The 20053-nt window shown below is 36.0% G+C and carries 18 protein-coding genes and 1 tRNA gene; 10 read left to right on the top strand and 9 right to left on the bottom strand.

What is annotated here, in order from left to right; all coding sequences use genetic code 11:
- The first annotated feature begins 54 nt into the window (after positions 1-54).
- The gene (locus AsFPU1_RS17735) at positions 55-264 is read left to right on the top strand and encodes a hypothetical protein (protein WP_124974355.1); all 210 of its coding nucleotides are present in this window, start codon (positions 55-57) and stop codon (positions 262-264) included.
- A gap of 191 nt (positions 265-455) precedes the next feature.
- Here AsFPU1_RS17735 and AsFPU1_RS17730 read toward each other — a convergent pair whose 3' ends face one another.
- From AsFPU1_RS17730 to htpG, 3 genes are all read right to left on the bottom strand, one after another.
- On the bottom strand, positions 456-1052 hold the full coding sequence (locus AsFPU1_RS17730; RefSeq protein ID WP_124974353.1) for a hypothetical protein: 597 nt from the start codon (positions 1050-1052) through the stop codon (positions 456-458).
- Positions 1053-1067: 15 nt separating this feature from the next.
- Positions 1068-3002, bottom strand: coding sequence for a pentapeptide repeat-containing protein (locus AsFPU1_RS22745; RefSeq protein WP_174715389.1), 1935 nt, complete (start codon positions 3000-3002; stop codon positions 1068-1070).
- A gap of 295 nt (positions 3003-3297) precedes the next feature.
- On the bottom strand, positions 3298-5277 hold the full coding sequence (gene htpG / locus AsFPU1_RS17710) for a molecular chaperone HtpG (RefSeq protein ID WP_125061152.1): 1980 nt from the start codon (positions 5275-5277) through the stop codon (positions 3298-3300).
- Positions 5278-5415: 138 nt separating this feature from the next.
- Here htpG and AsFPU1_RS17705 point away from each other — a divergent pair, with 138 nt between their 5' ends.
- The 8 genes from AsFPU1_RS17705 (at position 5416) to AsFPU1_RS17670 (ending at position 15362) form a co-directional block, all read left to right on the top strand.
- Entirely contained in the window at positions 5416-7425 is a 2010-nt protein-coding gene (locus AsFPU1_RS17705) for a serine/threonine-protein kinase (protein ID WP_227875728.1), read from the top strand.
- Positions 7426-8117: 692 nt separating this feature from the next.
- Positions 8118-9068, top strand: coding sequence for a lysylphosphatidylglycerol synthase domain-containing protein (locus tag AsFPU1_RS17700; protein WP_125061151.1), 951 nt, complete (start codon positions 8118-8120; stop codon positions 9066-9068).
- Positions 9069-9074: 6 nt separating this feature from the next.
- Positions 9075-9695 carry a cobalt-precorrin-8X methylmutase gene (locus AsFPU1_RS17695; RefSeq protein WP_124976052.1) on the top strand — a complete coding sequence of 207 codons (621 nt, stop codon included), beginning with the start codon at positions 9075-9077 and terminating at the stop codon, positions 9693-9695.
- A gap of 63 nt (positions 9696-9758) precedes the next feature.
- Entirely contained in the window at positions 9759-10082 is a 324-nt protein-coding gene (locus tag AsFPU1_RS17690; protein ID WP_124976049.1) for a nucleotidyltransferase domain-containing protein, read from the top strand.
- A 191-nt stretch (positions 10083-10273) separates the two neighbouring features.
- Positions 10274-11548 carry a precorrin-6y C5,15-methyltransferase (decarboxylating) subunit CbiE gene (cbiE, locus tag AsFPU1_RS17685; protein ID WP_124976047.1) on the top strand — a complete coding sequence of 425 codons (1275 nt, stop codon included), beginning with the start codon at positions 10274-10276 and terminating at the stop codon, positions 11546-11548.
- A gap of 398 nt (positions 11549-11946) precedes the next feature.
- On the top strand, positions 11947-12984 hold the full coding sequence (locus tag AsFPU1_RS17680; RefSeq protein WP_125061157.1) for a permease: 1038 nt from the start codon (positions 11947-11949) through the stop codon (positions 12982-12984).
- An 18-nt stretch (positions 12985-13002) separates the two neighbouring features.
- On the top strand, positions 13003-13824 hold the full coding sequence (locus AsFPU1_RS17675; RefSeq protein WP_124976045.1) for a TIGR03943 family putative permease subunit: 822 nt from the start codon (positions 13003-13005) through the stop codon (positions 13822-13824).
- A gap of 41 nt (positions 13825-13865) precedes the next feature.
- Positions 13866-15362, top strand: coding sequence for an Ig-like domain-containing domain (locus AsFPU1_RS17670; protein ID WP_124976043.1), 1497 nt, complete (start codon positions 13866-13868; stop codon positions 15360-15362).
- Between the two features lie 64 nt (positions 15363-15426).
- Here the strand turns inward: AsFPU1_RS17670 and cbiD are convergent, their stop codons facing one another.
- Positions 15427-16551 (bottom strand): cobalt-precorrin-5B (C(1))-methyltransferase CbiD, encoded by a 1125-nt coding sequence (gene cbiD / locus AsFPU1_RS17665; protein ID WP_124976041.1) that lies wholly within the window; start codon positions 16549-16551, stop codon positions 15427-15429.
- A gap of 452 nt (positions 16552-17003) precedes the next feature.
- Positions 17004-17891 (bottom strand): oxygen-dependent tRNA uridine(34) hydroxylase TrhO, encoded by an 888-nt coding sequence (trhO, locus tag AsFPU1_RS17660; RefSeq protein ID WP_124976039.1) that lies wholly within the window; start codon positions 17889-17891, stop codon positions 17004-17006.
- Positions 17892-17992: 101 nt separating this feature from the next.
- Between trhO and AsFPU1_RS17655 the strand changes: the two genes are divergently transcribed.
- Positions 17993-18065: transfer RNA gene (locus AsFPU1_RS17655), tRNA-Ala, on the top strand.
- A gap of 232 nt (positions 18066-18297) precedes the next feature.
- Here AsFPU1_RS17655 and cpcE read toward each other — a convergent pair.
- The 4 genes from cpcE to AsFPU1_RS17635 all read right to left on the bottom strand — a co-directional run.
- Positions 18298-19155, bottom strand: coding sequence for a C-phycocyanin alpha-cysteine-84 phycocyanobilin lyase subunit CpcE (gene cpcE, locus AsFPU1_RS17650; RefSeq protein WP_124976037.1), 858 nt, complete (start codon positions 19153-19155; stop codon positions 18298-18300).
- A gap of 7 nt (positions 19156-19162) precedes the next feature.
- Positions 19163-19393, bottom strand: a complete 231-nt coding sequence (gene cpcD, locus AsFPU1_RS17645; protein ID WP_124976035.1) for a rod-capping linker protein CpcD — start codon at positions 19391-19393, stop codon at positions 19163-19165.
- 10 nt (positions 19394-19403) lie between these two features.
- The gene (locus AsFPU1_RS17640) at positions 19404-19808 is read right to left on the bottom strand and encodes a zinc ribbon domain-containing protein (RefSeq protein ID WP_125061150.1); all 405 of its coding nucleotides are present in this window, start codon (positions 19806-19808) and stop codon (positions 19404-19406) included.
- Positions 19809-19867: 59 nt separating this feature from the next.
- A partial coding sequence (locus tag AsFPU1_RS17635; RefSeq protein ID WP_148096907.1) for a transposase occupies positions 19868-20053 on the bottom strand: 186 nt, incomplete at its 5' end.

Below are 20053 nucleotides of genomic sequence, written 5' to 3'. Positions count from 1 at the left end.
ATATTTTGAAATTATGTTATAGTCAAAGTATGAATAATTTTGAAGGTAAATTTCATGTGGTGGAATTCTTCTCGATTGGATCGCATTGAACAGAATATGGAACAGATGCAGCAAAGTATTCAACAACTTGCTGAAATTAGTATTACAACAAATCGCCGAATTGATCGTTTTGTTGAAGAAATGCGAGAAGGTCATCAGGAACAAAAAAATCGAACTGAACAGCTTCAACGAGCAGTAGAATATTTACTGAGTAAAGATAGTTAAGTAGTCAGATATCAATAAATTAAACTGGTTTAATAAAATTAGCATTTAATGCTATTAAAATTTAGTAGTAGTAGGGTTTAATCTTTAGGACTTACGCAAGGAAACTAAAAGTAGGATGTGTTCCCAACACATCTCACTATCTATAGCGTATTTAACTATTTTTTGCGTAAGTCCTAAATATTATTAAACCCCTACCATCCTTCAATCGCACCTGCTACAAATGCCCCAATAGGATTACTTTTCATCGCTTCTAATAACCCTTGTTTAGCTGCGTTTATGGCTTTTTGTTTCCAAGTAGGAGTATTCTCAATTCTTTCTATTACTTGGGTAGCAATTTTCATCTGTTCACTGGTGCTATTTATAGATGAATTTTGGGACAGTGTATCAATTAATTTTTGAATATCTCTAATAGTATCATTTAATTCTGAGGATGAATAGTTATGAATAATATCTCCTCTATAGTCTCTCCCCGCAATACCTCCCCCAATCGTTGAATTCTGCAAATTGTAGTTAATTTTATCACCGCTACTAGAATCAGATATATTAGACATATTAACTCCTGGGGATTGAATGTTATATTGATTATACACTTGACTTAATTTATTTTCTCGCTTATCAACAAGTTCTCTTAAAAAAATAATTTCGCTTTTTAGATCATTTATTTGTTGTTTAAGAGTTTGAATATTCTCATCTTTACTGATAATAATCGCTTGGTATTTGTCCTCTATTGTTTGAATTCGGTCTAGATAAGCTTGTTGGATAATCTCTAAATAATCATTATTTTCCATGATTTATTAACAAGCTTATTTATTTATTTTGTCATCATTATTATCCTTGCTAATATTAAAATTTAAGCTAAGAGTCAGAATTTTTTCTCTCAAATAGTTTATCTCTTGTTTCTTTTCTTCGAGTTGTATTTGTTTTGATTCTAAAAGAGCTTTATTAGCTTCTAATATAGCTTCATATTTTTCTTCTATTAACTTCTTGGTCTTTTTATATTCTTCATGGAGTTGTCTAACAACATTATTAGGTATTTGTCCTTGAATTAAATTTTGTTGTTCTTCTATCTGCTCAATGTCTTTACCATTTTCTAATAAATGAACCGTTGTCATATTTTGAGTATCATCAGACATATTTGCTGCTAAGATATCAATAATATTTTCTAAGCTGTTAACTTCTTTATTCTGAATACCAATTACTTGTTCTTGTGCGGCTAATTGTTTTTGATGAGATGCAGCCAATCTTTTACTAAAGTCTTCATATTCTTGTTGAAGTTCTTGCTGAATTTTAGCTTTATCTGTTTCAGGAGATACCCTAACTTTAATGACTACCATTCCATCCCCTTTATTTTCAATGCTTTCAATGTCTAGGGGAGTTTCTTTATTTTTAACTTGTACTTGTTTAAAGGCAGAAGCAAAGGCTTTCCAGTTGACTCCATTATGAAAAATTAAAACAATACTGTCTAAAACTTCTTTAAATAGTTTACTAAATTCTCCTGGTTTAAAGTCCCCAATACTAGGACGACGTTCTTCTTGATTATTAACGAAATAAACGTATTGACAGTCAATATTATCTAATATGGTACTGCTGTCAATATTCCATCCTTCTAAACAAGCACCGGTTAAATAAACATGAGTAAAATTAGTATTAACTGCATTTACTTGACTTAAATTAGTATCCCGCAAATCGGCATTTTGTAAGGTTGCTTCACTTAAGTCTGCTTGAGTTAAGTTAGCTTCTCTCAAGTTAGCTTGATCAAGATTTGCACCCCTTAAATTTGCTTTAAAATAATTCTTTTTATAACCCATATTAGGGTTAATTAATAAGTCTTTGACAGCAGGTTGAGATAAGAGAGTATTACCAACTCTAGCGAGTTCAAGGTTGATAGCACCTTCAAAACGGGTACGGGTGAGCAATTTTGCTCTTAAATCCGTATTTTTCAGGGTTGCACCTGTGAAGTCGGCATCAATAACTATAGCGCTAGAGAAATTTGTACCCCCATAACTGGCAAAGGCAACGGCAAAATCCCGCAACCAAGCTTCCCTAATATCACCTTTTATGCTACGATAGGAGATAAGATAGGCAAGAAGGGTTAACGCTCCGGCTAGGGCTCCGGCTAGGGCTCCGGCTAGGGCTCCGGCTAGGGCTCCGGCTCCGGCTAGGGCTCCGGCTCCGGCTCCGGCTACGGCTACGGCTACGGCTACGGCTACGGCTCCGGCTACGGCTCCGGCTACGGCTCCGGCTACGGCTAGGGCTCCGGCTAGGGCTCCGGCTAGGGCTACGGCTCCGGCTACGGCTAGGGCTACGGCTCCGGCTACGGCTAGGGCTCCGGCTACGGCTACGGCTCCGGCTACTAAGCCCTTACGATAGGTTGTAAAGATAAAGATGGCAAAAGTGGCAAGGGTTATCCACCCTGATATTCTATATTGTACATCAGAACCGTCAAAAATCCAAGAAATATAATATCCTGCCCAGCCTGAAAAAACGCCAGATATGGCAACTAATACCATTGCAGCTAATAATAATAAAATCTTAGATTGTATTTGTAACCCTGCAGTGGCTTTAATAAATTTGACTTTGGTTAAATTTGCTTCTTTAAAGTTAGTTCCCCGTATATCACATTGACTAAAATCTGCCCCAGATAAGTCTTTCCCTTGAAAGTTTTGTCCTCGGAGGTTTTGTCCGCGAAAGTCTCTTTTTCCGGCTGCATATTGACTTAAAACTTCTGCTGCTTTCATGATAATTATTCTAGACCACTATATCCGTAAATTGATTTTAATATAAGGGAGAAGCAAAAATATACTAAGAAATAATAAGATTATGTCCCTACAAATACACCCTTGTAGGGATTTAACACTGTTAAATACTTTTCCTAATTTTCTCACAACGTTGGGTTTCGTGCCTCAACCCAACCTACAATCTAAAATTAGATAAAAAAGCCTGGGTCGCCAGGCTTAGTTTATATAGTATCAGCCTTTAGGCTGAATAAATTTGCCACAATAAATTTGCAATAATAAATTTGCAAAAATGAAACTATTTAGTCAAACGAGTTAACACCTGATTAGACCGTTCTACAAATGATTTCATCCCCTCTGCATCTAACCCTTTTTGAGAGATTAAAGCTAAATCATAGACGTGCTGACACAACATTTTAGCCATTTCTTGAGAAGGAGAATCACCACTCGCTTGTACAATACTTCCCTGACTTAATTGATAGATATTTTCAATTAATGGGTGAGTTGTATTAATAACTAAAACATGATCATCTGGAAATTCCATTCCTTGTTGTTGTGACAAGGCCATCATTTCCCGAAAACGTCGCATTGCCTCTGGTAATAATACCATTGCCGGGGGTGTACTTTGAGGATTATCTGATTTTAAAGCCTCAGTGCGAATATTCACTTGAGGTTTATTTAATGCAAGTTCAAAGATTTCTTTAATTTGTTCACTGCGGGTTTTATTAGTAGTTGGGTCAACTATTTCATTAGCTTTATCCTCTTGTAACAAAGTTTTGTCTAACTCTGAATCTACCCGTGAGAATTTTACCTCAGAATATTCTCTTTCTAAGAAAGGAATAAAGTAATTTGTGTCTATGAAAGAGTCCATAAACAGGATTTCTATACCCTGACCTTTATAGAGTTCTACATAAGTCGCTTGGGTATTAGTATCAGTGCAGTAAAAGACTCGATTTTCATGTCGTTCTTTATTGCGTTCTAGATAAGATTTGAGGGTTGTATAACCCGCTTTTTCGTAAGTAAACTCACCTTGTTTCTCACTTTCTACATTTTGCCAAACATCATCGCTTTCTACTTCAATTTTTGGACTATCATTAGCAGAAGTTGTCTCAGTGGGTTTATAGGTAGTTTTATAGACTAAAATGTCTTCAACTTGCTTCTTGAACTTCTCATCTTTGAGAGAACCATATTTAACAAAAGTTCCTACATCTTCCCAACAACGAAGATATTCTTCTGGAGTTTCATCGTAAAGAGATTTGAGACGATCTGCAATCTTTTTAGCGATATGATTAGCTATACTACGAACTGTGCGATGATTAGTTAAGGCACTACGAGAAACATTAAGAGGAATATCAGGACTATCAATGACACCTCGTAATGGCATTAAAAATTCAGGGATGATTTCTTCACAATGATCACTGACAAATACTTGATTACAAAACAGTTTAATATGTCCTTGAGAAACATCTACATCAGGACGAAGTTTAGGGAAATAAAGAATCCCATTGAGTAAGTAAGGATAATCAGTATTTAAGTGTACCCAAAGTAAAGGTTCTTCTTGAAAAGGATAAAGATAACGATAGAACTCTAAATAGTCATCTGAGGTCAAATTTTGAGCAGATTCTTTCCAAGGTGACTTTTGTTTATTAATAATCTCGTTATCAAATTTGATAGGAACCGACATAAAATCAGAATAGGTTTTGACTAACTGACGAATGCGTTCCGGTGCAAGATATTCTTGCTCGTCATCCATTAAAGTTAAAGTAACAGTTGTCCCTATTTGAGTACGAGAAGATTCAGTTAATTCAAATTCAGGAGAACCATCACAAGACCAATGAATAGCAGGTGATCCCGGTTGATAAGATAGAGTGTCAATTTCTACCTTTTTAGCCACCATAAAAGCAGAATAAAACCCTAAACCAAAATGACCAATTAAATCATTAGCATCTTTTTGATACTTTTGAATAAATTCTTCCGCACTGGAAAAAGCTACCTGATTAATATATTTTTTAATCTCATCAGGAGTCATACCAATGCCATTATCAGAGATAGAAAGAGTTTTATTACTGTCGTCTACTCTAATAACAATTTCAGGATCAGGAACTTCTCCTGATACTTCCCCCGCAAACGAGGCCATTTTAAGCTTAGAAATCGCATCAACCGCATTAGAGATTAATTCCCGTAAGAAGATTTCATGGTCTGTGTAGAGAGACTTCTTAATAATAGGGAAGATATTCTCGGTATGAATCGTAATATTGCCTTTTTCTAGTACCGTCATAGCTTCTTAGTTGAGAAAAAATTACTGATTTTCATTACTGATTGTGCCTGATCTTGGTTACATTTTCACTTTGGGATTGTCCCCCCAAACAGATGTGGATTTCCGAACTCTTGGTAGTTGGCAACTATTTGAGGTACAATGACTCACTTAATGGCCATGAGGAAGCATAATCACCAGATGATGGGTTACATGGATACTGGGTTAAAGCCTCAAGAAACGGTTAATCATCGCTATCATATCTTACGCCAACTGGGTCGGGGAAAGTTGGAACGTACCTATTTAGCAGAAGATCGTCACCGTTTTAATGAATATTGTATTCTCCAAGAATTTGCACCCGAAGTCCAAAGTTCCGAAGGATTGCAAAAAACAGAAGAACTATTTCAACGGAAAGCTCAAGCACTTTATACTTTGGATCATCCTCAAATTCCTCGCTTTCGGGAATTATTTCCCTTACCAGAAGGGGAAAACAAAGGATTATTTTTAGTCCAAGATTATATTATCGGCCCCACCTACCGCGAACTTTTAACCCATCGTCTCAGTCAAGGACACTTTTTTACTGAGTCAGAAGTTACCGAATTTTTATTAAATGTTTTACCTGTTTTAGCCTATCTTCATCATCGGGGCATTATTCATCGAGATATTACCCCAGATAACATTATTTGTCGTGATTCAGATAAATTGCCTGTTTTAATCGATTTTGGCAGCATTAAACAATTATCTGCGATCGCTAATAGCTTTTTTACCCAATCTCAAGTCCTAACTGGACAAATTATGCAAGTTGGGCAATCTGGTTATGCACCCCAGGAACAGATTGAACAAGGCCTCGTCTCTAGCCATAGTGATTTATACGGCTTAGCGGCCACTGCTTTAGTCTTACTCAGTGGGAAAGAACCTTTAGAGCTTATTGATCCACACACAGGTCATTGGCCCTCAGAATTAGCTCTAAGTTCCTCATTAACCCCCGTACTGAGCAAAATGCTGGCCAAACATCCTAAAGATCGTTATACTTCTGCCCAAGAAGTTATCGATAGCCTCAGCGTCTCTACTCCTCACTTAGATCCGTCTTCTGTTTACTCGTCATCAGTTACCCCACCGACGATAATTGTAGCTCCAGATGCTACTGAATCCAACATCCCTGACACGACTTCCACAGAAGACACCCTTATACCCAATTTATCTAAGACTGAGACGACAATGGCATTAACTAGCAGTCCCGCTAAAAGTTCCGTTTCTGGGTGTTTAAGTAAACTTATACTTGTCTTGATGCTAATTTTAGGATCAGGAATGGTCGGATGGTGGGCCGGGAAAACTTGGATTTCTCAATTTCTCAATCCCACTCAAGCAGAAAGTCCCAAAGTGTTCTCTGAGAAAACAACCTCTGAGAGTCCTTCTGAAATTAGTGATGAAGAGTTTCAACGCAAAACCCAATTACGAACACGTCGTCAAAAGTTAGGGATTGATCACACTTTATTTGTTAGTTTGGTTGATGAAGTTTTTGGACAACAATATCCCAGTGAAAAAGGTCGTGCGCTTAGTAATGAACCGGAAGATGATTCTTGGCGCAAAAAATGGGATCAGACCGGAGATAATCTTCTCGATATATTGGGATCTTTAAGTCCAGAAGCGTTAGAAGGAATCGGAACTTATAACCAAACTCAACGAGATAACTGGAAACTTCTAGCTAATAATTTACATTTGAGTAGTCGTGCTGTTTATGATTTAGTAGACGGTCGATTTTTTAGAGCTTTTCCTGAACAAAAAGAGGAAAACTTTATTGATCAACCTCTAGGACAAATTTGGACAGCCATGATATTAGATACCTTAACTGCATTACAGTCAGGGTCAAACTATGAGGCACTTTTTTTTGATTCAGAAAACCCGACAATTGAACGAGAAGAAACCTTACAACCAGGGGCAGGAAAAGCTTATGTTGTTCGTTTAGAAGCATCTCAAAATCTTGCCGTTAAACTCGAAACTAATGGTGATACTTTTTTATCGATTTATTCCCCTACGGGAACCAATAATCTTTTAGAAGACTCTACCCAACAACAATGGTCAGGAGAACTTTCAGAAAGTGGCTATTATGAATTTACTATTGTGGCTAAATCTGATAAACCTCTGAAATATAAGTTAATAATTACGAAATAATCTGGGAGTTCAGGCGTTCAGAATTAATTCTCAATTAAATCTAACGGATAAAAATTCTGACCCCTTAAAAATTAATAAAAAATTCAATATTGTCCTAGACTAACCCCCTGAAATCCATCATTATTGTATTATTAGTTACAAAAAAGATAAAAAAAACAAGAATCGTGACAAAATTCTTGACGAAATTGTTTGAATAAGCTATACACTTAAGAAGGAAATTTGATTCCCCTCGGAACTGGTGCTGTTTTCTTATTCCGATAAATCTGTTTTTATCTGATGTGTTAGAACTCATTTACTCATAGCAAGTCTAAATTAAATATAAAGACTGTAACATAAGCTTCTATTACAGGCAAGATTCGGGTGTTACAGTTCACCAATAATTTAGGTTAGGTATAGATTGAGTTCATCTTAAGTTTATATTCTGTCAAACTAAGGTCTTAAATTTACCATAAAAGACTGATGGGTATCCTATTGCCTAATTTACAGTAATTTTTAATTATAAAGATTACTAGGAAGAATAAACACCTTGAGATTCAGATTGAAAAAGTCGATTAGCTTGAACAAAATTTAGATAGATAATCGTCAAAAATAGGGAAATTCTATTTCATGTGCTACAATTTTCATCCTTTAAAGTTGAGCAAATTTTGCCCATTTAAAGAACCTACTTTATCATCATTCTTCTAACTCCTCCCATGTTAAAAAAACCTATTTGCCGATGGATTCCCCCTTTTATTAGTTTAGTAGTTTTTGGTTTATCTTTGTGGACAATTGCCGAAAATTTTCATCAATATCAAGCTCAAGATATGTGGAATAGTTTATCAACTATTCCCATTATTGATGTCATCGCGGCAATTGCGTTGATGAGCTTAAATTATATGATTATGATAGGATACGATATTCTTGGAGTAGCTTATGTTCGTCATGTACTTCCTTATCCTAAAATGGCTTTAGTCGGGATTATTTGTTCTGCCATTAGTAATAACGTCGGATTAGGAGTCTTAAGCAGTAGTGTTATTCGTTATCGCTTCTATTCTGCTTGGGGTTTATCTATGGTTTCCATTGCTCAAGTAGCGGCTTTTTGTAATTTTAGCTTTGGTTTAGGAATGTTTGTAGTTGGAGGGGTTCTTTTCCTAAAAGAACCTTTAGCAATTCCTAATTTCTTAGAATTACCTTTTAATACTGCTCGTCCTTTGGGGGCCCTATTTTTACTGATGATTATTGGGTATCTTCTCTTAACTGTTGTTGGTCGTCCCTTAAAATTTGGTAAGTTTAAATTTCCTCAACTTCCTGCTAAAATTGCTTTAGGTCAATTGGTGGTATCTTCTTTAGATTGGTCTTTAGCTGCTGGGGTTTTCTACGTTCTTTTACATGGTTCTCTGAGTATTTCTTATTCTGCATTTTTTGGGATATTTTTATTAGCTCAAGTAGCTGGATTAGCTAGTAATGTACCAGGGGGATTAGGGGTATTTGAAACTGTGATGTTGTTATTACTATCTGATTCTATATCTTCTGAAACACTCCTCGGAACTTTATTAATTTATCGAGGAATTTATTATTTTATGCCCTTAATGGTTGGTGTTTTGTTATTAGGAAAATATGAATTAGGCCGTTTTGTTGATAATAGAAATCGCTCCTTTACATAAGTCTTAATGAATCCTTATTCTTCATCCTTAAATCATCCGATTCTAAAAAAAAGTTTTGAGATTATTGATCAAGAAATGGGTGATCATAATCTTAATTCTTTGGAATATGCGATCGCTCGTCGTGTGATTCATGCAACTGCTGATTTTGAATTTGCAAATTTATTAAGATTTAGTCCCGATGCTATTAAGAATGGAATGGATGGTTTAGGGAGTCAAATTCCTATCGTTACTGATGTTACTATGGTTAAACAAGGCATTACTACTCTTGTTAATAAAACATTTAATAATCCTTTAATTTCGGCTATTGAACAGGTGTCTGATGCTCTCCCTGGAAAAACTCGTACAGAAACCGGAATATTAAAGTGTTTTGAGCAATATCCTGAAGCAATTTATGTTATAGGAAATGCTCCCACTGCTTTACTGGCATTATGTCAAAAAATAGCGGATTTAACCATCAAACCAAGTTTAATTATTGGGGTTCCTGTAGGTTTTGTTTCTGTGGTAGAATCAAAAAAAATATTAGCTAAAACTAATGTTTCTCAAATTCGTGTAGAAGGTCGTAAAGGTGGTTCTCCCGTTGCTTCTGCTATTATTAATGCTTTATTAATTTTAGCTTATGAAAAATAATAAAGATGATAGAATGGTCAAATCCAGTCTTTTGGAGATGTCTATATTAGGGTTAAAAGTTTAATGAACAAATCACATCTTAAACTAATTTTACAAGAAATTAAGCAATGTTTGCTCAATTTTTATAAAGACCAACTTAACGCAATTATTTTATATGGTTCGCAAGCTAGGGAAGATGCTAAAGAATTTTCTGATATTGATATTTTGGTCATTCTTAAATCAGACATTAACCCCTATCACGAAATTGATCAAACCAGTCAGATAATCTCTGAAATTTGTCTAAACTATGATGTTGTTATCTCCCGTCATTTTATTTCGTCCACAAAATTCCAAACTGAAAATAATCCTTTTTTTTATAATGTCAAAAAAGAAGGTATTATCCTATGATATCTGAGCAGCAGAAATTTATCAAAAAAGCCAAAGAAAGCTGGCTCTCCCGACATCTTGATATAAAATGTATGTTGGAGCTACAAGACTTAAAATGGTGGGTTACGACGCGGATTAAAACTTATTAGTTTTTCATCAAAATTATAGCCGCGTCTAACCCACCCTACGAACTATTAACTATTAAATATACTATGATTGATGTAGTAGGAATTGGTTTAGATGGAATCAATGGATTAACAGAAAAAGTACAAATAATTGTTAATCAAGCAACTCTTTTAGTAGGAAGCGATCGCCATTTAAGTTATTTTCCTAATCATCCAGCAAAACAACTAATATTAAGTAATTTTCTAGAAAGTATTGAAATCATTAAAGAATCTAATAAAGAAGACCAATTAATTGTTATTTTAGTGAGTGGTGATCCCTTATTTTTTGGTTTAGGTAGATTATTATTAGAATATTTTAAAGCAGAAGAATTACAATTTTATCCTCATCTAAATTGTGTACAATTAGCATTTAATCAGCTTAAAATACCTTGGCAAGATGCTAAAATTATTAGTGGTCATGGTCGAGAATTAAATGAATTAATTCCCCTCTTACAACAGGGAATAGAAAAAATAGCTATCCTCACCGATAGTCAGAATAACCCATCAGCGATCGCTCGTCTATATTTAAGTTTAGACTTAACCACTCATTATGACTTTATTGTTTGTGAAAATTTGGGCAGCATTAAAGAAAAAATAATCAAGTTTGAGCCAGAAGAATTAGCTATAATTAATCCAGAATTATTTGAGCCTTTAAACATTCTTATTTTATTATCTATAAGCAAAATATTAAATATAGATCCTAAAAAATTACCTTTATTTGGATTATCAGATCACTATTTTCTCAGTTTTAAAGATCGTCCTGGGTTAATGACAAAAAAAGAAATTCGTTGCCTTATTTTGGGAGAATTAGAACTAAAACCAGACCAAATTATTTGGGATATTGGGGCAGGAACAGGTTCAGTCTCCATTGAAATAGGGAGATTATGTCCAACCTCTCAAATTTATGCCATAGAAAAAACAGCTATAGGTATTACCTTAATTGAGCAAAATTGTCAAAATTTAAACGTTAATAATGTTGTTGCTATTTCAGGAAAAGCCCCTAATAATCTCAGTAAATTACCGCAACCAGAGCGGATTTTTATCGGTGGAAGTGGAGGGAATTTAAACGAAATATTAGGAATTTGTCAAGAGAAAATTGTCCAAGATGGAATTTTAGTTATTGCTTTAGCTACTCTAGAAAATTTAAGTCAGAGTTTAACATGGTTGCAAACCAATAATTGGGATTATCAAGTTTTAAATCTTCAAATATCCCGTTCAGTTTCTCTGAAAAACTTAACTAGATTTTCCCCTTTAAATCCGGTTATCCTGATTAAAGCAACTCAAAAAAATTTCGGTTCTACTGGACTTACTATGGTAAACTAATAATTAACAAAAGGCTAAAGCCTTATGCTATAAAAACGAAGTCCGACGAGCGCGGACAGGAATGAAAGGTTGCGTAGGCAACCTTTGTTTGTATAGCTTAACTCTGAGCGAGTTAAAGTCTATTATTTGTAATAGCATAACCAAATGAAGACAAGTTGAAAAATTTATCCACGACGAACACCGAACTTCTAACACCCAACTCAGGTTTTTTGTTGGGTTTCGTACCTCAACCCAACCTACAATTAAGAGGTTTAATCGCGGTATAGTGTTCTAATATCTCCACAATTGGTAACATATAGGTTATATTAAAAAATTATTAAAGACAGACACAAAACAAGAATCTTTTTAAGGATTAATTTCGTCTTAGATACCTAACCAGCCTGATCGGGCAATTCATGATGAATCAACTGCACAACGCCTTTACTTTATTTCTCAGTTTGCTGGTGGAAGCTTTTCCCTTTCTCCTCTTAGGCGTACTTCTCTCAAGTGCCTTACTCCTTTTCATCGATGAGAGAAAACTCATCCTGACCTTACCCAAAAATCCATTTTTAGCAGCTTTGGCCGGTAGTTTGATCGGGTTTCTCTTTCCTGTTTGTGAATGTGGGAATGTTCCAGTCGCACGACGCTTCTTAATGCAAGGACTCCCCACTTCCGCAGCTATTGGCTTTTTATTAGCCGCCCCAACTATTAATCCTATTGTAGTTTGGTCAACTTGGGTAGCCTTTCGAGATCAGCCAGAAATTGTGGTATTTCGGGTGCTTTTTTCCCTGACTATTGCTATTACTATCGGTTGTATTTTTAGTGTACAAAAAGATCCTACTCACCTGTTACAACCCTTTTTAGCTCAACGGGTATCCATGTTATTATCTCAACCAAAATGGCCCCGTTCTAGCTCAAAACACTCTAATCAAGATGTTCCTGTATTATTACAATCAGGAACTTTTTTATTAAATAAATCGGGTACTCCTTTACGTCTTGAAGGAATGGCAGACGCAACCGCAACTTTGCCTAGTATAGGGTCTAGAGAATTTTACCGACGACTAAACATATTCATCGAAAATGTGGTCAACGAATTACGAGAACTCGGCGGAATGTTAATTTTAGGAAGTGCGATCGCCGCTAGTTTACAAGTATTTGTTCCTCGTGAAATTGTACTTAATTTGGGACAAGGCACTATTAGTTCTATCATGGCGATGATGCTTTTAGCTGGGGTTGTCTCTATTTGTTCTACCGTTGATTCGTTTTTTGCCCTATCCTTCGCCTCTACCTTTACCACCAGTTCTTTGTTAGCATTTTTAGTATTTGGCCCTATGATTGACATTAAATCCGTTGGTTTAATGCTCTCGATTTTCCGACCTAGAATGATTGTATATTTATTTGCACTAGCGGCTCAATTAACCTTTATTTTGACCTTGTGTCATAGCTATTTTTTCTAAATTTATCAAGCTGTAGACATGACTTTATTTTCTAAACTCCAACCTGCCCGAAAGCTGAAATTTATTTGGCCAGGGTTAGACGCACTAGCTATTCTAGCTTGGGGCGCATTACTATTAAGATATTGGCTCAATGGTCAGTTAAAGTTACTGATTCATCCTAATTATTTTGGCCTGGTTTTAATTACCAGTATTATCCTTTTTCTCTTAGGTAGTTTGAAGGGATGGTTATGGTTTAAACAGTTACGCAAACAGTCGATAGACTCAGAAACGGTACAACATATCACCTTATTTCCTCCAGGATGGGGTAGTAGTCTCTTAGTAATAACCGCGATCGCAGGGTTATTTATTCCCCCTACTGTTTTTAGTAGTCAAGTCGCTTTACAACGGGGAATTTCTGAATCTTTACCCGTGACTCAAATACAAGCTGAGGCTTTTCGAGGAACTGTTAAACCGGAAGATCGTACATTAATTGAGTGGATTCGTACTTTAAATGCTTATCCTGAACCTGATGCTTATAATGGACAAAAAGCGAAGGTAACAGGATTTGTTGTACATTCTCCTATTCTTCCGAAAAATTACATCTTTTTAAGTCGATTTATTTTAACTTGTTGTGCTGTAGATGCTTATCCCGTCGGACTACCAGTTAAATTAGAAGGTGATCAAAAAGATTATCCTCCCGATATTTGGTTAGAAGTGGAAGCAGAAATGATCACAGAAACCCTCGCAGTTGATACTCAAACTATGCAAAAAACTCCAACTCAAAAACGTCAATTAGTTTTAGACGCAAAGTCAGTTAAAACTATTCCTACTCCTGCTGATCCTTATGGATATGCACAATAAATAGTTAATAGTTGATAGCTGATAGTTAATAGTTGATATATATGAATAAAATAGTATTACAACCGATTGATAAAATGTCCCTGGGTTTGATTGTAGCTTTTACTGCCGTTATTGGAAGTTTAATTGGATTAGATAAACTGTGTGGTACAGCTTGTTTTATTCGTAATGGCCCCCGTGTTCAACATTTTAGCTGGCAAGATCAGATCGTCAGTTCTAAAGATCAGGCTTTTATTTTGACCTTTGATCGTCCTATGGATGGGGCCAGTGTCGAACAAAATTTAGTCATTGATCCCCCACTTCCTGGTAAATTTAGTTGGGCCGGACGAAGACTCGCTTATACCTTCAACACACCGGTTCCTTATGGTGAAACTTATCAGGTACAATTAACGGATGCTCAAGAACGTTTTAGGAATGATTTGCAAGCTGGCCATGTGATTGAGCCATTTGTAGGAGAATTTCAAAGCCGCGATCGCGCCTTAGCTTATATTGGCACTCAAGGGGAAGAACAAGGACGGATCGTTTTTTATAATGTGACCCGAAAAGTCAAACGCCTTCTTACTCCTCCAGATTCGACGGTAGTAGAGTTTAAATTTTATCCTGATGGCGATCGCATTTTATTTTCGGCCGCTGATAAAAATAAGGGGATAGAAGGGTTACGGGAATTACAACTTTATACCGTCACCACAGGGGTTAACAAAGGAGTAGAAAGCACAACTCAAACAGCCGGAAAAATTGAGTTAGTGCTTGATAATGAAACTTACCAGAATAATCAGTTTGATTTGTCAGATAATGGGGAAATTATTGTTGTTCAACGGGTTGATCGCAAAAATCCGGCTGATTTTGACCTGTGGATGGTGAAGTCTGGGGCCCCACCAGAACGGTTAAAGGTGACAGGAGGTGACTTTGTGATCGCCCCTGATAGTCAGAGTTTAGCCGTTGCTAAAGGGGAAGGTATTGGTATTCTCCCCTTAGAACCTGGGGCCGAACCTTTGGACTTTTTGCCTAAATTTGGTCAACTTCTCAATTTTGCACCTAATGGGGCCGCGGCAGCTACCGTAGATTTTAATACAGACGATGCCAATTTACGATATACGCGATCGCTATTTTATGTCAATAATCAAGGGTTACAAAAGGAATTATTAACTACTCAAGGGTCTATTATTAATTGTCAGTTTACCCCAAAAGGAACTCAACTTTATTGTTTATTAACTCAATTATTACCAGCTAAAGAATATAAAGAACAGCCTTATTTTGCTAAGTTTGATCTCAAAACAGGGAAAATGACACCCTTGGCAACTTTAACGGATTATCAAGATATTAAAGTTAGTTTAGCACCTGATGGATTAGCATTAATATTTGATCAGGTTGTTACCAGTGATAATCCTAATTTAACAGATAAATTAACCAGTAATTCAGGACAAGCGATCATCGGAGGACAATTATGGTTATTAATTCCTCCTAATGCTAATAAACCTAATGCTCAAGCAGAGTTAAAAGAGTTACCTTTAGTTGGTTTTCGTCCTCAATGGCTACCTTGAAAAATTATGAATTATGAATTATGAATGGTTCTATCGGACTTAAACCCAACCTACAAAAATCGCATCAATCAAGTTTATCTAGCAAAACTTTCCCAGTTTTACTTGTTATAATTATAGAGCGATCGCGTCCAAATAAAACTGATCCTATTTTAATATCAGTTTCCACATATTTACTAATATAAGCTTGAGTTCTTTGATCAATAGTATCAGCAATAGATTGATAAATTTGTTGTGTCCAATGACTTCCTGTATCCTGATCTAATGTTCTTAATAATTGTAAGCCATCTTCTGTAGTTTCACAGGTAAATAGTTGTTGTAAAATTGTTGTTGATAAACCAATTTTAGCACCATGAGCGACTAATATTTCTCGTCTACCATCTGCTAAATGGTGATGAGTATGAAAAATTCCTCCTGCTAATTTAATTAGTTTACCATGATAACCAAAGAGTAAAATAGATTGTACTTTTTCTAATCCAGCAGTGACTAATAAAGGGCCTAACCAATTAGCTGTTTTAATTAATTGTTGAGAATTAATACCTATTTTTTGGGCTAAATCTAAGCCATTTTCTCCTATACAAAAGACGAAAGTATCAAATTGTTGTGCTTTTTCTTTTAATTGTTGTTGATAAATGTCTAATTGACCAGGCGCGCTTAAGGGTTGAGAAATTCCCGTTGTCCCTAATAATGAAAGTCCTTCTACCACCCCAAATGCTTCATTAGATGTACGTTTTGCTAGTTTACGTCCTTCTGGTAATATAATAGTTACAATAATACTTTCTGTGGTGCTTAAATGTTGTTTTAAATTATGATTTAATAACTTTTTAGCATAATTATAAATAGCATCTTTTTGCTCATTATTAATTTGTTTGCCAATTCCTTCACCTCCTTTTATTATAATTTGTTCATCAGATTGATTATTTTTTGATAATTCAACTATAGCCCAAATGGGAGTATTTCGGGTTAAGTCTAAGTTATCTCCTGGATCACTAATTGTAATTGCTAATGCTGTATTTTCTTGAAGTTTAGCTACTTGTTGAATAGGAATATTTACTGTTTTATTTGGATCAATTAAATCTAGAGACACTGTATCATTAATTAATTTATTTTGTAAGTGATGTAAAGCAGCGATCGCTGATGCACAAGCAAAGACAGGTAAAGTATAGCCTGAACGGGCTAAATTATTATTCATAACTCAAAAATAATGGGATGATATAGCAATCTTAGATCATTGACAAACATAGTATACAAAGATTTTAGCTTCGCTCAGTACAAGTCGCTAAATTAAAGTCTATTATGGTTCTACCGAACTTGCCATGTAAAATCAATAAATCAATACAGGCTAAAGCCTTATTCTATAAACACAAAGGCTGTCTACACAGCCTAATTTTAAGCCTGGGTAGCCAGGCTTAGTTCCTATAGCTTAACCCTTCAGGGTTAAGCCTGTAATTTGTAATCGTTTTACATTAGACTTCTTGCGAAAGTAACTTAATAATTAATAAACAATAAGAAATAAGTATAAGAATTGACGAAAAATTTATGATAATTAATTATATTTTTGACTTTCGCAAGAGGTCTATTCTAAGTTCGGTAGAACCTCTATTATTTGTAATAATTTAGCATAACTTGTCTGGTAGAACGGTTTTATTTCCTGTTTTGTGTCTTTTTTAACTGTCGTTGTTTTTCCCGTTGACGTGCTAATTTTTCAGGAGATAAAGTCGAAAAACAATAGGGACAAGAAACCCCTTGTTCATACTCAGAAGACCGTTTATCTTCCTGAGAAATAGGATGACCACAACCCAGACACATCTCATAACTTCCTTCTTCTAACTCATGTTTAACAGTAATTCTTTCATCAAAAACAAAACATTCTCCTTGCCATAAACTTTCATTTTGAGGAACTTCTTCTAAATATTTTAAAATACCACCTTTAAGATGATAAACTTCTTTAAATCCTTGTTTTAACAAAAAAGAAGTTGCTTTTTCACAGCGAATACCTCCCGTACAAAACATAGCAATTTTTGTATTTTTATTAGGATCTAAATTTTGACGTACATAATCAGGAAATTCTCGAAAAGAATGAGTATGAGGATTAATAGCCCCCTGAAAAGTACCGATATCTACTTCATAAGTATTTCTCGTATCAATAACCGTTACTTCAGGATCAGAAATTAACTCATTCCAATCATGAGAATTAACATAATTTCCCACCGTTTCACTCGGATTAATTTCAGGCATTCCTAAAGTCACAATTTCTTGTTTTAAGCGTACTTTCATCCGCGCAAAAGGCAGATTATCACTAAAAGATTGTTTAGTTTCTAAGTCAAAAAAACGAGAATCATTGCATAAATAATTAATCACCATCTCAATATCAGAAGCTGTTCCAGCAATCGTACCATTAATGCCCTCCAATGATAGATGAATAGTGCCTTTAATGGCGTTTTTTTGGCAAACTTCGAGTAAAGGTTCTTGTTTTTCCCTAAAATCGGACAATCTAACGAATTTATAGAAGCTAAGGACGCAATAAGTCATGAGAAAAATTCACACAAAAGACTTGACAACTGAAAAGCTATGTGTATATAATAACAAAAGTGAATAAAATTCTGGTAAATTTTAAACCAGAAAAAACACTTGGGGGTTTAGCTCAGTTGGTAGAGCGCCTGCTTTGCAAGCAGGATGTCAGCGGTTCGAGTCCGCTAACCTCCATAGGCAAGCTAAGAACAACTCAGCCTACTTTCACCTGCTGACATGCTGTCTCCCGTATCTGTGGTGATAAGTTAAGCTTATAGTTCGTAGGGTGGGTTAGAAGCGGCTATGATTTTGATGAAAAACTAATAAGTTTTAAGGCGCGTCGTAACCCACCATCTTAAGTATTGTAACTTATTATACATTTTACACCAAGATATCGGGAGAATAAAATTGTCAACCAGGAAATATCTCAGAGTAGCCCATCCATAAGCTTCATAACCCGAATACTATCTTCAGATAACCCTGAATTTACAGATTGTTGGCCCACATGACTCTCTAAAATTCCCTTTAAAGCAATTAACTTTAAGCTATTTTCTGCTAAAGTATTAGCGATCGCTTCGGCCCCATTCAAATAGCCAATAGCCCCCATATCCATCAAGGCCGAACGACGTACTTGTAAATCCTTTTCCTGCAAAGCTAACACCAGTCGTTGTCCATAACAATCATTCCCGGTTAATTGGTACATGGCCCGTGCCGCCGCATATTTAACTTTTGGGATAAAATGCTCTAAAAATGGCTCAATTAAACCACTTGCTTCAGTTGCGTTTAAAGTACCCAACGCCTCTAAAATAGCCTCATAAGGTTGAACTAGATGGGGTTTCCCAGTTACTTGTTGCGCTGCTTCTACCCCCCCATCAAGTAACTTGACCAAAGATTCTATGGCCCGACTATCCCCCAACATTTCCAACGCTTGGGCCGCCGACTCTCGCACATAATAATCAGGACATTCCAAAGCTTTAAGCAACCCAGGAACAACTCGGCGATCGCCTAATTTTCCCAAAGCTTTAGCTGCATTTCTGCGTAAAGGATAACCTCCATCAGGAGAGCGATCGCTTTCATCCTCTAAAGCCATCATTAAAGCATCAATGGCCACCGGATCATCTACCCGAAATCGTCCAATCCACCAAGCAGAATAATAACGCGCACCGGGATCATCAGTCTGTTGGAGATTGTTTAAGGCCAATTCTACCGTATAAGCTGGATTATCGGCGAATGAATCATCCGCCGATAGTCCCATTAACTTAAATTGAGAGGAATGAGACACCATAATTGCCTTAAGCATCTACTAATGGCTTAATACCAACAATCCTACCACCTAAACGGGTAATTCGCTGCATTTGTTCATTCATGCGGCTATAAGGAACGTTAACGAAGACACTACCACTCTGACGAAAAGGATAATTATTTTTGTCACTTTCCTCATTTTGACGTAATCCCGTAACTTCGTAAACAAAGACACGACTAGCTGATGTGCTACTTGATCCAACTAATGATTGACGTGACATCCTCCCGACGCTAACTGCTAAGAGCAGTATAGCGCGGGCTTCCCCATATCACTATGAGGCTTTCGGGGCTTCTACGGGACGCTCTAGATACCTTTTTAGGGATATCCCCGATGACATCTTCCTCCACAGGCAGCTTGACCCCCAGTCCGAGGGCTGCAAGTCCACGTTGCTCAACAACCATAGCTGAAGCAACATCCCTATCGGTTAAAAAACCACAATGAGAACAATCATGTACTCGTTGAGACAGTTCTTTTTTACCAGTTACTACGCTACAATTGGGACATATTTGACTGGTAAAATTAGCGTCAACTTTCTCAAAATAAACATCTCGTTTCCAAGCAACGTGCTTCAATGATTCCAAAAAAACACCAAAACCCGCATCAAGAGTATGCTTGCATAGCATCCCTCTAGACATGGCTTTTAAGTTTAAATCCTCAGCAAAGATTATGTTCGATTGGTCACAAAGATGATGAGCTACTTGATAATGAAAGTTTTACGAGTGTTGTAAATATGTTCATGAAGTCTAGCTACTTTTTGAATAGCTTTAAGTCGATTTTTAGACCCTTTTTGTTTTTTGGCTAGTTTTCGTTGTAGCCATTTAAGCTTACTTTGAAGTTCGACAAAAAACTTGGGTCTAGCAATCAGTTCCCCAAGAGATGT

It is taken from the genome of Aphanothece sacrum FPU1, assembly GCF_003864295.1.
GTDB lineage: Bacteria > Cyanobacteriota > Cyanobacteriia > Cyanobacteriales > Microcystaceae > Aphanothece_B > Aphanothece_B sacrum.
Note: the sequence above shows the minus strand (reverse complement) of the source record. Positions and strands in the feature narration are given on the sequence as shown.

Bases quoted from the DNA above. Each gene is read 5' to 3' on its own strand.
- AsFPU1_RS17730 (WP_124974353.1), bottom strand. From the start codon at position 1,052: ATGGAAAATAATGATTATTTAGAGATTATCCAACAAGCTTATCTAGAC.
- AsFPU1_RS17700 (WP_125061151.1), top strand. From the start codon at position 8,118: ATGTTAAAAAAACCTATTTGCCGATGGATTCCCCCTTTTATTAGTTTA.
- AsFPU1_RS17675 (WP_124976045.1), top strand. From the start codon at position 13,003: ATGACTTTATTTTCTAAACTCCAACCTGCCCGAAAGCTGAAATTTATT.
- AsFPU1_RS17695 (WP_124976052.1), top strand. From the start codon at position 9,075: ATGAATCCTTATTCTTCATCCTTAAATCATCCGATTCTAAAAAAAAGT.
- AsFPU1_RS17670 (WP_124976043.1), top strand. From the start codon at position 13,866: ATGAATAAAATAGTATTACAACCGATTGATAAAATGTCCCTGGGTTTG.
- trhO (WP_124976039.1), bottom strand. From the start codon at position 17,891: ATGACTTATTGCGTCCTTAGCTTCTATAAATTCGTTAGATTGTCCGAT.
- cbiD (WP_124976041.1), bottom strand. From the start codon at position 16,551: ATGAATAATAATTTAGCCCGTTCAGGCTATACTTTACCTGTCTTTGCT.
- AsFPU1_RS17680 (WP_125061157.1), top strand. From the start codon at position 11,947: ATGAATCAACTGCACAACGCCTTTACTTTATTTCTCAGTTTGCTGGTG.
- AsFPU1_RS17690 (WP_124976049.1), top strand. From the start codon at position 9,759: ATGAACAAATCACATCTTAAACTAATTTTACAAGAAATTAAGCAATGT.
- AsFPU1_RS17735 (WP_124974355.1), top strand. From the start codon at position 55: ATGTGGTGGAATTCTTCTCGATTGGATCGCATTGAACAGAATATGGAA.
- AsFPU1_RS17640 (WP_125061150.1), bottom strand. From the start codon at position 19,808: ATGTCTAGAGGGATGCTATGCAAGCATACTCTTGATGCGGGTTTTGGT.
- cpcE (WP_124976037.1), bottom strand. From the start codon at position 19,155: ATGGTGTCTCATTCCTCTCAATTTAAGTTAATGGGACTATCGGCGGAT.
- cbiE (WP_124976047.1), top strand. From the start codon at position 10,274: ATGATTGATGTAGTAGGAATTGGTTTAGATGGAATCAATGGATTAACA.
- cpcD (WP_124976035.1), bottom strand. From the start codon at position 19,393: ATGTCACGTCAATCATTAGTTGGATCAAGTAGCACATCAGCTAGTCGT.
- AsFPU1_RS22745 (WP_174715389.1), bottom strand. From the start codon at position 3,002: ATGAAAGCAGCAGAAGTTTTAAGTCAATATGCAGCCGGAAAAAGAGAC.
- AsFPU1_RS17705 (WP_227875728.1), top strand. From the start codon at position 5,416: ATGACTCACTTAATGGCCATGAGGAAGCATAATCACCAGATGATGGGT.
- htpG (WP_125061152.1), bottom strand. From the start codon at position 5,277: ATGACGGTACTAGAAAAAGGCAATATTACGATTCATACCGAGAATATC.